Origin of the sequence: Mycetocola sp. (genome assembly GCF_025464835.1) — a bacterium.
Classification (GTDB): domain Bacteria; phylum Actinomycetota; class Actinomycetes; order Actinomycetales; family Microbacteriaceae; genus Mycetocola_A.
On the sequence record NZ_JAODMP010000008.1, the window covers coordinates 1 to 12,616 of the forward strand.

Annotated in this window: 12 protein-coding genes and 1 tRNA gene; 7 read left to right on the forward strand and 6 right to left on the reverse strand. The window is 66.4% G+C overall.

Going from position 1 to position 12,616, the window contains the following annotated elements:
• Window positions 1-469: 469 nt before the first annotated feature.
• Window positions 470-542, reverse strand: a tRNA-Arg gene (locus JWP90_RS01015).
• 237 nt (window positions 543-779) lie between these two features.
• On the opposite strand from JWP90_RS01015, the gene JWP90_RS01020 reads away from it, so the two are divergent.
• Window positions 780-2,480 carry an MDR family MFS transporter gene (locus JWP90_RS01020; protein ID WP_297358837.1) on the forward strand — a complete coding sequence of 567 codons (1,701 nt, stop codon included), beginning with the start codon at window positions 780-782 and terminating at the stop codon, window positions 2,478-2,480.
• Window positions 2,477-2,971 (forward strand): MarR family winged helix-turn-helix transcriptional regulator, encoded by a 495-nt coding sequence (locus tag JWP90_RS01025; RefSeq protein ID WP_297358667.1) that lies wholly within the window; start codon window positions 2,477-2,479, stop codon window positions 2,969-2,971. The genes JWP90_RS01020 and JWP90_RS01025 overlap by 4 nt, the downstream gene beginning before the upstream one ends.
• A 29-nt stretch (window positions 2,972-3,000) precedes the next feature.
• On the opposite strand, the gene JWP90_RS01030 is transcribed toward JWP90_RS01025, so the two are convergent.
• Genes JWP90_RS01030 through JWP90_RS01040 form a run of 3 tightly spaced genes read right to left on the reverse strand, consistent with a single transcriptional unit; the run spans window position 3,001 to window position 6,101 of the window.
• Complete coding sequence (locus tag JWP90_RS01030) at window positions 3,001-3,810, reverse strand: carbohydrate ABC transporter permease (protein WP_297358669.1); 810 nt, start codon at window positions 3,808-3,810, stop codon at window positions 3,001-3,003.
• Window positions 3,803-4,765, reverse strand: coding sequence for a carbohydrate ABC transporter permease (locus JWP90_RS01035; protein ID WP_297358671.1), 963 nt, complete (start codon window positions 4,763-4,765; stop codon window positions 3,803-3,805). Before JWP90_RS01035 ends, JWP90_RS01030 begins: the two co-directional genes overlap by 8 nt.
• Window positions 4,755-6,101, reverse strand: a complete 1,347-nt coding sequence (locus JWP90_RS01040) for a sugar ABC transporter substrate-binding protein (protein ID WP_297358673.1) — start codon at window positions 6,099-6,101, stop codon at window positions 4,755-4,757. Before JWP90_RS01040 ends, JWP90_RS01035 begins: the two co-directional genes overlap by 11 nt.
• 234 nt (window positions 6,102-6,335) lie before the next feature.
• On the opposite strand from JWP90_RS01040, the gene JWP90_RS01045 reads away from it, so the two are divergent.
• From JWP90_RS01045 to mgrA, 4 genes are read left to right on the forward strand one after another with little or no spacing between them, the layout of a single operon-like run.
• Window positions 6,336-7,772 carry an LLM class flavin-dependent oxidoreductase gene (locus tag JWP90_RS01045; RefSeq protein ID WP_297358675.1) on the forward strand — a complete coding sequence of 479 codons (1,437 nt, stop codon included), beginning with the start codon at window positions 6,336-6,338 and terminating at the stop codon, window positions 7,770-7,772.
• Window positions 7,773-7,802: 30 nt separating this feature from the next.
• Entirely contained in the window at window positions 7,803-9,032 is a 1,230-nt protein-coding gene (locus JWP90_RS01050; protein WP_297358677.1) for an acyl-CoA dehydrogenase family protein, read from the forward strand.
• A 10-nt stretch (window positions 9,033-9,042) separates the two neighbouring features.
• Window positions 9,043-10,266, forward strand: coding sequence for an acyl-CoA dehydrogenase family protein (locus JWP90_RS01055; protein WP_297358679.1), 1,224 nt, complete (start codon window positions 9,043-9,045; stop codon window positions 10,264-10,266).
• A gap of 29 nt (window positions 10,267-10,295) precedes the next feature.
• Window positions 10,296-11,363 (forward strand): L-glyceraldehyde 3-phosphate reductase, encoded by a 1,068-nt coding sequence (mgrA, locus tag JWP90_RS01060; RefSeq protein WP_297358681.1) that lies wholly within the window; start codon window positions 10,296-10,298, stop codon window positions 11,361-11,363.
• An 81-nt stretch (window positions 11,364-11,444) separates the two neighbouring features.
• On the opposite strand, the gene JWP90_RS01065 is transcribed toward mgrA, so the two are convergent.
• Together JWP90_RS01065 and JWP90_RS01070 are read right to left on the reverse strand one after the other, a co-directional pair.
• Window positions 11,445-11,831: an MmcQ/YjbR family DNA-binding protein gene (locus tag JWP90_RS01065; protein WP_297358683.1), complete on the reverse strand. Its 387-nt coding sequence runs from the start codon at window positions 11,829-11,831 to the stop codon at window positions 11,445-11,447.
• A 39-nt stretch (window positions 11,832-11,870) separates the two neighbouring features.
• Window positions 11,871-12,107: a hypothetical protein gene (locus JWP90_RS01070; RefSeq protein WP_297358685.1), complete on the reverse strand. Its 237-nt coding sequence runs from the start codon at window positions 12,105-12,107 to the stop codon at window positions 11,871-11,873.
• A gap of 42 nt (window positions 12,108-12,149) precedes the next feature.
• Between JWP90_RS01070 and JWP90_RS01075 the strand changes: the two genes are divergently transcribed.
• The gene (locus JWP90_RS01075) at window positions 12,150-12,602 is read left to right on the forward strand and encodes a MarR family winged helix-turn-helix transcriptional regulator (protein WP_297358687.1); all 453 of its coding nucleotides are present in this window, start codon (window positions 12,150-12,152) and stop codon (window positions 12,600-12,602) included.
• The last annotated feature ends 14 nt before the right edge of the window (window positions 12,603-12,616 follow it).

Here is a 12,616-nt window from a genome sequence, read left to right on the forward strand (position 1 = left end):
GCAGGTCGCGTGGCGCCACGAGCTCGCGCGGCTTACCGGGATCGTCGGTCCGCCAAAGGCCTGATCTCGTGCAGGCCGCTCGGAGGCGCGCAGTCAATACGTATGCGCCCGAGCTGTCGGCGTCAGCATCTGCGTCGGCGAGTGAGGAACATCGCGCTCGCAGGGCGCGGGGCACTCTCAGTGTGAATGAAGCATCGTCGGGCTCCGAGCCCTACCCGCAAAGGCGTTCGGCGACGCCTTGTCTCCACGCCAATAGATCGGCCAAGAACCCATCTGATGGTCCGCGAGGTTCTTGACGTCACCCGCACCGCTTACTCCGCAGCCTTTGCTTGCTCCTGGGAGAGCATGTCACTGCCCTTCCCCGCTAAGCGGTAGAGCAAGCTCGGACTTAACGACGGGGATGACATGGGGCGCCAACGAAAAAACCCCGGAGAGACAGCCAGAACTGGCGTCTTTCCGGGGCATACCGTGCGCCCGAAGGGATTCGAACCCCCAACCTTCTGATCCGTAGTCAGATGCTCTATCCGTTGAGCTACGGGCGCATGGGCTTGGCCTAACAGAACGAGAGTCGCTCCCAGGCCGTATTAGAGACTACATGACGACACGTCGAGGCGCCAATCGACGCAAGCGGTCCAAGCCCCGCCCCGGCGGTCGTCCACCACCGACACGAGGGTATAGTTGATATTTGTCAATGACCGAACCCCCGGAGCCGAATGCCTCGAACCGCACGCCGCGCTATCTCGACGAAGACCAAACGCACGGCATCCGCCGATGGAACCATGACCCAACGCCAAGTCCTGGAAGCGCTGTCCGGCCTGCTGCTTGGGATGTTCGTGTCGATCCTCGCCGGAACGGTAGTCGCAACATCCCTGCCCGTGATCATCTCGGAACTCGACGGAGACCAGTCCGCGTACACCTGGGTCGTGACCTCCACTCTTCTGGCGACGACGGTGTCGACCCCGCTGTGGGGAAAGTTCGCCGACCTCTTCGACCGCAAACTGCTGATCCAGCTCGCCCTCGGGCTCTTCGTCGTCGGATCCGCAGCCGCGGGGTTCTCGCAGGACACCAACACCCTCATTCTCTTCCGCGTCTTCCAGGGGCTCGGTGGCGGCGGGCTGGCCGCCCTCAGCCAGATCATCATGGCCGACATCATCAGCCCGCGTGACCGCGGCAAGTACGCCGGACTCTTCGGCGCCGTCATGGCGGTCGGCACCGTCGGCGGGCCGCTTCTCGGCGGACTGGTGACGGATGCCTTCGGCTGGCGCTGGAACTTCTTCATCGCGTTACCGATAGCGATCGTCGCGATTCTCCTGCTCCAGTCGACGTTGCACCTGCCCAGGCACCCGAAGCGCACCGTCCGCATCGATTACCTCGGCGCCGTCCTGATCGCCGCCGGCGTCTCACTCCTCCTGATCTGGGTCTCGCTGGCCGGCCACCAGTTCGAGTGGGCATCGGTGCCCACCCTCGTGATGGTCGTCGGGTCGGTCGTTCTGCTCGCCGCCGCCGTGATCGTCGAACTCAAGTCGCCCGAGCCGATCATTCCGCTCGGGATGTTCCGCAACCGCACCTTCACCCTCTCCGTCATCGCGAGCATCTCGGTCGGCGTTTCGATGTTCGGCACGTCGGTGTTCCTCGCTCAGTACATGCAGCTCGCCCGCGGCGCCACGCCGACGGAATCCGGCCTGCTCACCATCCCGATGATGGCCGGCCTTCTGATTTCGTCGACGGTGTTCGGCGGCCTGATCAGCCGTCGTGGCAAGTGGAAGGCGATCATGGTGTCCGGGTCGGTGCTGACCGTCGTCGGCTCGATCCTGCTCGGCACGCTGCACTACGACACGAACCTCATCCTCGTCGGCGTCTACATGGCAGTGCTCGGTGCCGGAATCGGCATGCTCATGCAGAACCTGGTTCTCGTCGTTCAGAACTCCATCGAGGTACGCAACCTCGGTGTCGCGACCAGCGCGATCACCTTCTTCCGCAGCCTTGGCGGCACCATCGGCGTCTCCGTACTCGGCTCCATCCTGGGCACTGTCGTCGCGCAGAGCATCAAGGAGAACATTGCCGCCCTCAAGCCGGCCGACCAGGTTCTTGCCGGAACCTATCTCGGGAGCGGAACGATTCCGCAGATCTCCGAATTGCCCACCGTGCTCAAGACCGTCGTCGAAAGTGCCTACGGAAGCGGCGTCGGATTCGTCTTCCTCTGCGCCGTCCCGCTGGCGGTCGTGACACTCATCGCTGTCGTCTTCCTCCCGAACGTGCCGCTTGGGACCCTCAATGCCGTGCAGCTGAAGACGCAGACGGGTGGGCGCTCAACCGCCGCCGACAAGGCGCGCGAACGCGACGACGCCAGCGACATGCTCATCGACGTCTCCACCGCCAGCGTCGCGCTGCCCGCAGTGGGACTCGCCCACCCCACGGAGTCGGCGCAAACCGTGAGCTCGCGGGAGAGCGCCGACCAGGCCCGAGGCGGCGACCGTTGAGCGCCCACCAGACGCACGGGGCGGCATCCGACGACCGGCACGCATCAGCGATCCTGACCGTCGAAGATTCGATCAGTACCCTGTCGCGCAAGCTGCATCTGATCGTCCGGAACGCGGCAACAGCGGTTGACCCGTCGCTCCAGCCCATCAGCTACCGGCTGCTCCGGACAATCCAACGCTGCGGCTCCGTGCAGGCCAGCGTGGCGGCCGATATGCTCGTCGTCGACCGCAGCGTCGTGAGCCGGCAGGTTCGACAGCTCGAGGAACTCGGTCTGGTCGAGACCCGTACCGATCCGGACGACGGCCGGGCGCGCATCCTCGTCCTCACCGACGAAGGCACACGTCGGATGCGCTCGGTCAACCCGACGAACCGCACGATTCTGCACGGATTGCTTTCGTCGTGGTCGGCGGAGGAGCTGGAGAGCTTCGCGGCCCAGGTCGATCGCCTCAACGAAGCGGCCGACGTCGGGACCGCCGATTCGACGACCTGACAGGCGCCGGCCGCACGCCCGGAGGTGAGCTACTTCACGCTGCCGCTGACGAGTCCGGCCACGAGCCAGCGCTGCAGGAACACCGCAGCGGCGAAAACCGGGATCACGCCGATGAGGGATGCCGCGGCGATCTTCCCGAAGTCCTGGAGACGCTCCCCGAGCATGAGGGAGAGCACCACAGGCACTGTTTGCGCTTCCGGCCCCTGGGTGAGGAATGTCGCGAGAACGAACTCGTTGTAGTTCAGCACCGCCACGATCACACCGACGGCCACCAGCCCGGGCGTGAGCAGCGGCACGACGATGCTCCCGAGCACCCGGAAGGCTCCGGCGCCGTCGAGCTGGGCTGCCTCGTCGAGCTCGACCGGGAGCTTGCGAACGAAGCCCTCGAGCAGCCAGACCGCGACGGCCGTGTTGGCGAGCGCGTACACGATCGTGAGCCCGGCGAGGGTGTTGTTGAGCCCAAGCACGCGGAGGAGCGTGAAGAGCGGCACGACGGCGACGATCGGCGGCAACAGCCACGGGCTGAGGATCGTCGCAGCCAGCGTCCGTCCGCCGGTGCGGTAGCGCACCATCGCCCAGGCAGCGGGCAGGGCGATGACGAGGGTGAGCACGGCACCGCCAAGCGAGGTGATCACCGAGTTGAGGATGCCGCGCGGCAGTCGCGACGCGGCGGCATCCACCCAGTTGCCCCACTCCGGATTCGACGGCCAGACAATCCCCGCCGAGATCTCGCCCTGCTTCATCAGGGACACCGAGAGCAGGTAGGCGAGCGGAAGCAGCGTGAACAGCAATGCGACGCCGACGGTGACGGTGGCGAGCCGGCTCGAACGCTTAATCATGGTGAAGCCTCCTCGTGATCGCCACGACCGGCAGCGTCACCACGGTGACGACGACGGCGAGGAGCAGGGTGATGGTGCCCGCCCGGCCGAGATCGAACTGCTGCAGTGCCGCCTGGTAGATCAGGTAGGCGGGAACAGTCGTGGACTGCCCTGGGCCGCCTGCCGTCATGATGTAGACGAGATCGAAGACCTTGAAGGCCAGGACGATCCGGATGAGAAACGCCGCAGCGATGGTTCCCGCGATGGCCGGAAGGGTGATCTGAGCGAAAAGCCGGATGCCGCCGGCCCCGTCGAGCGCTGCGGCCTCCGTCAGTTCGGGGTCCTGTCCCAGGAGCGCCGCGAACACGAGCAGGGCGATGAGCGGCGTCCACTCCCAGACGTCGGCCACGGCGATGCCAAGGAACGCAAACGTCGGTGACGCCAGGACGGACACCGGGTCGCCGGAGTACCCGAAGAAGCTGAGCACCGTGTTGAACAGCCCGCCGGAGGGATTGAAGATCAGTTTCCAGAGGATGCCGACGACGACCGGCGGAGTGATCATCGGCAGCAGGAGCAGGGTGCGTACCACCGCGCCTGACCGGGCGCTGCGGAACAACGCCAGCGCCGTGGCAACCCCGAGCACGGCGCTCGCTGCGGACACGAAGATTGCGTAGATGGTGTTGCGCAGCAGCGACGCAACGACATCGTCGTCGCCGAGCGCGGCCTCGAGGTTCGCCGTGCCGACCCATTCCTGGAACGGCCGGCCCAGGCTCGATTCCGACAGCGCGGTCAGCACGATGAAGATCAGGGGGTAAAACCCGAGCACGATGAGCGACAGCACGCTCGGCGAGATGAAGAGCCGGTGGGCCGTGGCGTCTCGGCCGCGCCAGCGTGCGCGTGCCGCGGGAACGCCGGAACCCGGCGACGTCAAGGAACGTCGCCGGGTATCCGGTTTCTGGCTGGTGCTAAGAGCCAAGGATCTTTTCCCATTCAGCCTGCACGCCGTCCAGGGTCTCCTGTGCCGTTCCGCCTTCGCCCGCGAGAAGCTTGGCGAGTTCGTCGGTGAGGATCTGGGCAAGCTCGGTCGCGTGTTCGCCGGTCGGCCAGGCGAGCGCACCTTCGAGTGTCGCCCGGTTCGCTTCCTGCAGTTCGGGGTACTCGGTGCCGTAGCTGTCGCTCTCGAGCGACGAGATCCGGTTCGGGTCGATGCCGGTGGGAGGTGTCGCGGTGAGCAGCGCCTCGTTCACGTCGGAGGACGCGGCCCACTCGACGAATGCCTTCGCGAGTTCGGTCTTCTCGGTGTTCGCGGCGATGACCCAGCTGAAGCCGGCCACGAGCGATGCGCGGCTCTCGGTGTTGTCTCCGCCGGTCGGCAGGAACGAGACGCCCCACTTGTCGACGACCTCCGAACCGCTCTCCGGGTCCTGCGACCGCACCCCGAGGTCGGTCCAGTTCTCGATGAACCCGACTTTGCCGGCGAACCAGGCGCTGTTGCCAGCACCGAAGTCGGTTTCGGCCGGGGTCGGCAGTGCGTAGTCGTTGATGTCGACGAGGGACTGTGCCGCGGCGACTGCTTCGGCCGAGTTGATGGCCGGCTTGCCGTCGTCGTCGAGGAACTCCCCGCCGAAGCCGGCGAGGCGGTTGGCGAAGCTGGCGCCGAGGATCAACGGCGACTTCTGGCCGAAGATCGCGGCGCCGTAGACACCGTCGGCCTTCTCGTTCTCGGTGATCGTCTTCGCCTGTTCGAGGTACTCGTCCCAGGTCGCCGGCGGTTCGGTGAAGCCGTTCCGCTCGAGGATCTCCTTGTTGTAGAACAGCACGTGCGTGTCGCCGTCGAAGGGGACGCCGTACCGCTTGCCGTCGACCTCGCTGTACGGCTCGTAGATCGAGGGGATGAAGTCGTCGGTGTCGAGCGCGTCGTCGGATTCGACCCACTCGGTGAGGTCCTGGATGGCGCCGTCGGCGGCGAGGTCGCCAAGCGAGACGTACCACGGCGCCGCGACGTCGATGGTGTTCGCGCCGGACTGCTGGTCGAGCGCAAGCTTTGAGCCGATCTCGTCGTACGGCACGATGACCGGGTTGATCCTGGCGCCGGTCTCCTTCTCGAACTCGGTCGACAGCCACTCGGACGCTCCCTCGTGGGAGGAGATCAGCAGGACGGTGAGCTCCTCACCGGTGAAGTCGCCGTCAGCGGCGGCGCTGTCCTCTGCGGGCGCCGAGCAGCCGGCAAGGACGAGGGAGACGGATGCCGCGAGGCCGGCGGCTGTGAAAATCGTGCGCGGCCGGCTGTTCCGGCGAGGCGAGAATGACATGTCGAACTCCTGAAGGGGATGGGTGCAATTGAAGATACGGACGCCCCCGCCCCGCCCGGCGGGTGTGACGTAAGACTTCGACACGTTTCGTCATGAAGCTCACGTTCCCGGACCGGAACATTTCCTTAGGTTTCGCCTCCCCACATCGCCGGAGGCACCGCTGGTAGCTTTCGAAGTCCGGCGAACGGGACCCAGGCATCCGTTCGCGTCGCTACGCATCCATCGGACGGTCCAATGCCTTCTCGCATCATTCTCAACGCCTTCGACATGAGCTGTGTCACCCACCAGGCCCCAGGACTCTGGCGCCACCCGGACAACTCCGCCGACCGGTACAACGACCTCGCCTACTGGACGGACCTCGCCCAGATCCTCGAGCGGGGAAAGTTCGACGCCATCTTCCTCGCCGACGTGGTGGGCCTGTACGACGTGTACCGGCACTCCGCTGCACCGGCACTGACGGATGCCGCGCAGGTGCCGGTCGGCGACCCGCTGTTCCAGATTCCCGCGATGGCAGCGGTCACCTCGAAGCTGGGCTTCGGTGTGACGGTGGCGCTGACCTACGAACAGCCGTACGCGCTGGCCCGCAAATTCTCGACCCTCGACCACTTCACGCAGGGGCGGATCGGCTGGAACGTCGTCACCTCGTACCTCAACAGCGCGGCGAAGAACCTCGGGCTGACGAAGCAGATCCCGCACGACGAGCGGTACAACCTCGCCGACGAGTTCCTCGACGTCACCTACAAACTCTGGGAGGGGTCGTGGGAAGACGGCGCCGTTGAACGCAACCGCGAGACCGGCGTCTTCTCCAACCCGGCGAAGGTCCACCCGATAAACCACCACGGGAAGTATTTCGATGTTCCTGGCATCCACCTGTCTGAACCATCACCCCAGCGCACCCCCGTCATCTTCCAGGCGGGCGCCTCGCCCAAGGGCCGGGACTTCGCGGCCAAGCACGGCGAAGCGGTTTTCATCAACGGGCTCACCCCTGAGCTGACCCGCACCGCGACTGACGACATCCGTGACCGGGCTGACGCGCTCGGGCGTCCACGCGAATCGGTGAAGATCCTCACCCTCGCGACGGTCATCACTGCGGAGACCGACGAGGAAGCGCAGGCGAAGTACAGCGAATACCAGAAGTTCGTGAGCCTCGAGGGTGCCCTCACCCTCTTCGCCGGGTGGACGGGGATCGACCTGTCCGAGTACGACCCGGACGAGCCGCTCAAGTACATCGAGACGGATGCCGGTCGCTCGGCGCTCGGTCTGTTCACCACGGCCGATCCCGACCGGGACTGGACCATCCGCGACATCGCCGAGCACGTCGGCATCGGAGGGATCGGCGCCGTCATCGTCGGCTCACCGACCACCGTCGCCGACGAACTCGAACGGTGGATCGACGTCGGCGGCATCGACGGCTTCAACCTCGCCTACGTGATCACGCCCGGGACCTTCGAGGACGTCGTCGAGTTCGTCGTCCCCGAGCTGCAGAAGCGCGGCCGGGTCTGGGACGACTACCCGGAGGGCACGCTGCGCGAGCGTCTCAACGGCTCGACGTCGCCGTTCGTTCCCGACTACCACCCTGCGCACCAGTACCGGGGCGCATACGCCGCCCTCGAATCGGCCGCAGATCACACAGCGCCATCGCGCTTCGACGACACGCTCCAGAACGCCTGAAAACCGGCGACGAGACCGAAGGACAGAATGATGGCAGACGCAACATCAACCACTCCGCCCCGCACTCACTGGTCGGGCGCCGCCGACCAGACCGAACTCGATCGCTGGCAGGCCATCGCCGAGGGCGTCGCCCGTGAACTCGCGGTCGACGTGCTGGAGCGCGACCGCGCCAACGAGGATCCCCGCCGCGAACTGCAGCTCCTCCGCGATTCTGGCCTGGTCAACCTGCTCGACCCGGCAGAGCTCGGCGGGGGCGGAGCCCACTGGGAGACCGCGTTCCTCGTGATCCGCACGCTGGCCCGCGTCGACGCATCCGTCGCCCAGGTCCTGGCCTACTCCTACATCAACAAGAGCAACATCGGCTTCCTCCTCCCGCGTGAAAAGCAGGCCGAGTGGTACCGCGCGACGATCGACGGTCAATGGTTCTGGGGCGACAGCGTCAACCCTGTCGACCCGGACCTCCAGCTGACCCCGGATGCCGGCGGCTGGCGACTCAACGGCGTGAAACACTTCTCGACGGGCGCCTCCGTCGGCGACCGGATCCTCATCTCTGCGGCGGTGACCGGCGGGGACCGCGACGGCCAGCTCGTGCTCTTCGTCATCGACGCCGGAGCCGACGGCGTCGAGCCGCTCGGCGACTGGGACGCGCTCGGCCAGCGGCTCTCGGCGAGCGGCTCGGTTCGCTACACCGACGTTCGCGTCACCGAGGCGGACCTCCTCGGTGTACTCACCGAGGAGCCGTTCGCGAACCTCATCACCCCCGGCATCCAGCTCGCGTTCGCGAACCTGTACCTCGGCATCGCCCAGGGCGCTCTCGAGCAGGCGCGGGACCTCACCCGTGCACGCAAGAACGCCTGGTTCCTCTCCTCGGCCGACCGCTACCGCAACGACCCCTTCGTTCTGCGGGTGTTCGGTGAGTTCGTGGCCCGCGTCGAAGCAGTCGAAGCACTCGCCGACAAGGTGGGGCGCCGGTTCGACTCGGTCGTCGAGCTCGGCGATGCTGTGGCATTCGAGACCCGCGGGGCGATCGAAGTCGACATCGCGAAGGTCAAGATCGTGTCGACAGAGGTCGGCATCGAGGTCTCGAACCGGGTTTTCGAGGTGACCGGCTCCAGTTCGGCGAAGTCGAGCGTTGGGCTCGACCTGTTCTGGCGCAACATCCGCACCCACTCGCTTCACGACCCGGTCGATTACAAAAAGCTCGAGGTCGGTGCTCACTTCCTCAATGGAGAGTTCCAGCCGATCTCGCTCTACACCTAGGAGATCCCGGATGCCAACGACGACAGAAACACAGACCACCTCCCGGCTCGACGCCGTCCTCGAGCGGCTGAGGCCGATCTTTGATGACATCGCTGCCGGCACTGTGCAGCGCGAGCAGGAGCATACCCTGCCCCATGCTGAGGTCCGCCGACTCGTGGACGCCGGGTTCGCCGGACTGCGCGTGCCTGTGGAAGACGGCGGGGCCGGCCTCACCATTCCTGAGCTGGCCGAGGTGCTGGTCGAACTCGCCGCGGCCGACTCGAACCTGCCGCAGATCTTCCGGGGACACATCGCGTTCGTCGAAGACCGCCTCACCTCACCTCCTGGCAGCGAGCGCGACCGCTGGCTACGCCGTTTCGCTGCGGGCGAGTTCGTCGGCAACGCCTGGAGCGAAGTCGGGCAGGGCGCCATCGGTACCTCATCGACGACGCTCGACCGGGACGCGGATGGCTGGACGCTCAACGGTCGCAAGTTCTACACGACCGGAAGCATCTACGCCGACTGGATCGACGTCACAGCCCGCCGCTCCGACGGCGTCGACGGCACGGCACTGGTGCGCACCTCCCAGCCCGGTGTCACCATCACCGACGACTGGGACGGCTTCGGCCAGCAGCTCACCGGCACGGGCACCACCGTCTTCGCCCGGGCCGCCGTCGACGACGAGAACGTCTTCGTGTTCGCTGACCGCTTTCGGTACCAGACAGCGATCTACCAGCTCGTGCTCCTCTCCGTCCTTGCCGGTGTCGCGAAAGCTGCCGAACGCGACACGGCACAGGAGGTCCACGACAGGAAGCGCGTGTACAGCCACGGGTCCGCGTCGCTGGTGCGCGAGGACCCGCAGATCCAGGCGATCGTCGGTGAGATCTCGTCGGTGTCCTTCGTGGCGCACGCCACAGTCCGACATGTTGCGGAGACCATCGAGCGCGCCTATGAGACGTCGGGCCGCCGCGGCTCTGACGAGGACGACGCCACGAACATCGCCGCCGAGATCGCCTCAGCGCAGGGCCAGGTCGTCCTGTCGACCCTCGTGACCCAGGCAGTGACCCGGGTCTTCGACACCCTCGGGGCCTCAGCGGTCAGCCGCGCGAAAGGCCTTGACCGGCATTGGCGCAACGCCAGAACCGTCGCCTCCCACAACCCGTGGATCTATAAGGCCAAGATTGTCGGAGACTGGGCAATCAACCAGACCCCGCCGCCCTTCCTTTGGGAGATCGGCGTCGCCACCGATCGCTGACCGACATACCCATTCCTGAGGAGACCATCGTGACCGACGACGTGCGCTTCGACGCATCCGTTCCCGACATCCACGCGCCGTACCAGGCGGCATCCGATCGTTACACCCACCTCGGCTACCGCCGGGTCGGCGACAGCGGGCTGCTGCTCCCGCCGATCTCACTGGGGCTCTGGTACAACTTCGGCGACAACCGGCCGTTCGACGGCCAGCGCGAGATCCTGCGCCACGCCTTCGACCGGGGCATCACCCACTTCGACCTCGCCAACAACTACGGCCCGCCCAACGGCAGCGCCGAAGAGAACTTCGGACGGATGCTGTCGCGCGACTTCAAGCCGTACCGCAGCGAGCTGATCGTGTCGACGAAGGCCGGGTGGCCGCACTGGCCAGGGCCGTACGGCAACTTCGGATCCCGCAAGTACCTGCTCAACAGCCTCGACGAGTCGCTTGAGCGCCTGCGCACCGACTACGTCGACATCTTCTACTCGCACCGGGTCGACCCTGAGACACCGCTCGAGGAGACCATCGGCGCGCTCGACACCGCTGTGCGCCAGGGCAAGGCGCTGTACGCCGGGATCTCGTCGTACTCGGCCGAGCGGACGGCGCGCGCCGTCGAGATCGCGCGGAGCCTCGGCACGCCTCTGGTGATCCACCAGCCGTCGTACTCGCTGGTGAACCGCTGGGTCGAAGAAGGGCTGCTCGACACCCTCAAGGACACCGGACTGGGTTCGATCGCGTTCACCCCGCTCGCGCAGGGGCTGCTCACCGGCAAGTTCCTCAACGACCCCGAGGCGGAGCACGCCACCCCTCGCGGCTCGTTCAACGACAGCTTCCTATCGAAGGACAACCTCGCCCGCCTGCGCGGGCTGAACGGCATCGCCGAGTCGCGCGGCCAGACCCTCGCCCAGCTCGCGCTGGCCTGGGTGCTCCGGCCCGGCGGCGCCACGAGCGCCCTCATCGGCGTCTCCCGCATCGAACAGCTCGACGAGAACCTCGCCGCGCTGGAGAACACGTCGTTCACCGACGACGAACTCGCCCGCATCGACGAGTTCGCCGGCGACGCCGGCGTCAACCTCTGGGCACAGTCGAGCGACCTGTAGGCCGCGCGCGGTCTCACAGAACGGATGCCGTCGCGCACGCAGCCGGGACGGCATCCGTTTCACCGTCGATGCTGCTCATCGCTACCGCAGGTGCCGCTCGTCGAGCGCGGTGAGCTGGCGCTTGAGGGCGATCTGCCGGTACGAGGTGTCGATGAGCTCGGCCACGAACTGCCAGTCGGTTCCGTCCACCGACAGGTCCATGCCCAGCCAGCCCGCCGGTCCGAAGTACGGCGGCACGAAGAACCGGTCGTCCTCGAGCAGGGCAGGGCGTTCGTCAGGATCCGGCTTGAAGACCATCGTGTGCGGGCGATCCGTCGACGATGCCATCACGACGAAGAGCTTCTTGCCTGCACGGAAGGTGGGCCTGCCCCACGCCTCTACCTCGGCGAACTCCGGGTAGTCGGCACAGATGTCGCGAACGGCGCTCACGATCGCGTCGGTCGGCTCGACAACAGTCGGATGCTCCATGGCCGTGATCATACGCCCGGAACCGGCGGGCAGCCGGAGTCAGGCGGCGGAGGTGGGGCAGTACAGCTGGGTGCGTTCGCCGCTGCGGTCGACGGTGTGCAATGACATCGCCTGACCACAGAGCGGGCAGGCGGAGTCGGAGGCAGGAGGTAGCGGCTCTTCGTTGTACGGGCCGAGCGGGGGTGGCCCGATGTACGGGCGGAGCCGGTTGTTCAACCAGTTGGTGAAGCCGCCGGCATCCGCGATACTCTGTCGAGGCTTTTTAGTTCGTGCCATAACAATTAGTGTATAGGCTAATCAGGGGAGGGGGCCCTATCCATGACCGAGCACACCGGTGAGGCAGCGAACCTACTCGCCCTCGAGAACCAGGTCTGCTTCGCGCTCGCCGTGGCCAGCCGCAGCGTTCTTGCGCTGTACCGCCCGGTCCTTGAGCCCCTCGGCCTCACCCACCCCCAGTACCTCGTGATGCTCGACCTGTGGCAGCACAGCCCACGGTCGGTGAAAAAGATCGGCTCCGCCCTGCAGCTCGAGCCTGCCACGCTCTCCCCGCTCCTGAAACGGCTCGAGGCCGCCGGCTACGTGCGCCGCGAGCGCAGCACGGTCGACGCGCGGGTCCTCGACATCACTCTGACGGATGCCGGACGCCGCCTCCGCGAGCTGGCCGAAGACATCCCGACGAAGATCATCTCCGAGCTGGGCATGTCCGTCGACGAACTGACGAGGATGCGCGAAACACTCCACACCGTGATCGCCGCGGCAGCGCCCGCCTGAAAAGTGCGCTCGAG

What these genes read in the sequence shown, in the direction of transcription:
- JWP90_RS01020 (WP_297358837.1), top strand. Translation starts at nt 780, where the DNA reads ATGACCCAACGCCAAGTCCTGGAAGCGCTGTCCGGCCTGCTGCTTGGG.
- JWP90_RS01030 (WP_297358669.1), bottom strand. Translation starts at nt 3,810, where the DNA reads ATGATTAAGCGTTCGAGCCGGCTCGCCACCGTCACCGTCGGCGTCGCA.
- JWP90_RS01040 (WP_297358673.1), bottom strand. Translation starts at nt 6,101, where the DNA reads ATGTCATTCTCGCCTCGCCGGAACAGCCGGCCGCGCACGATTTTCACA.
- JWP90_RS01045 (WP_297358675.1), top strand. Translation starts at nt 6,336, where the DNA reads ATGCCTTCTCGCATCATTCTCAACGCCTTCGACATGAGCTGTGTCACC.
- JWP90_RS01050 (WP_297358677.1), top strand. Translation starts at nt 7,803, where the DNA reads ATGGCAGACGCAACATCAACCACTCCGCCCCGCACTCACTGGTCGGGC.
- JWP90_RS01055 (WP_297358679.1), top strand. Translation starts at nt 9,043, where the DNA reads ATGCCAACGACGACAGAAACACAGACCACCTCCCGGCTCGACGCCGTC.
- JWP90_RS01065 (WP_297358683.1), bottom strand. Translation starts at nt 11,831, where the DNA reads ATGGAGCATCCGACTGTTGTCGAGCCGACCGACGCGATCGTGAGCGCC.
- JWP90_RS01070 (WP_297358685.1), bottom strand. Translation starts at nt 12,107, where the DNA reads ATGGCACGAACTAAAAAGCCTCGACAGAGTATCGCGGATGCCGGCGGC.
- JWP90_RS01075 (WP_297358687.1), top strand. Translation starts at nt 12,150, where the DNA reads ATGACCGAGCACACCGGTGAGGCAGCGAACCTACTCGCCCTCGAGAAC.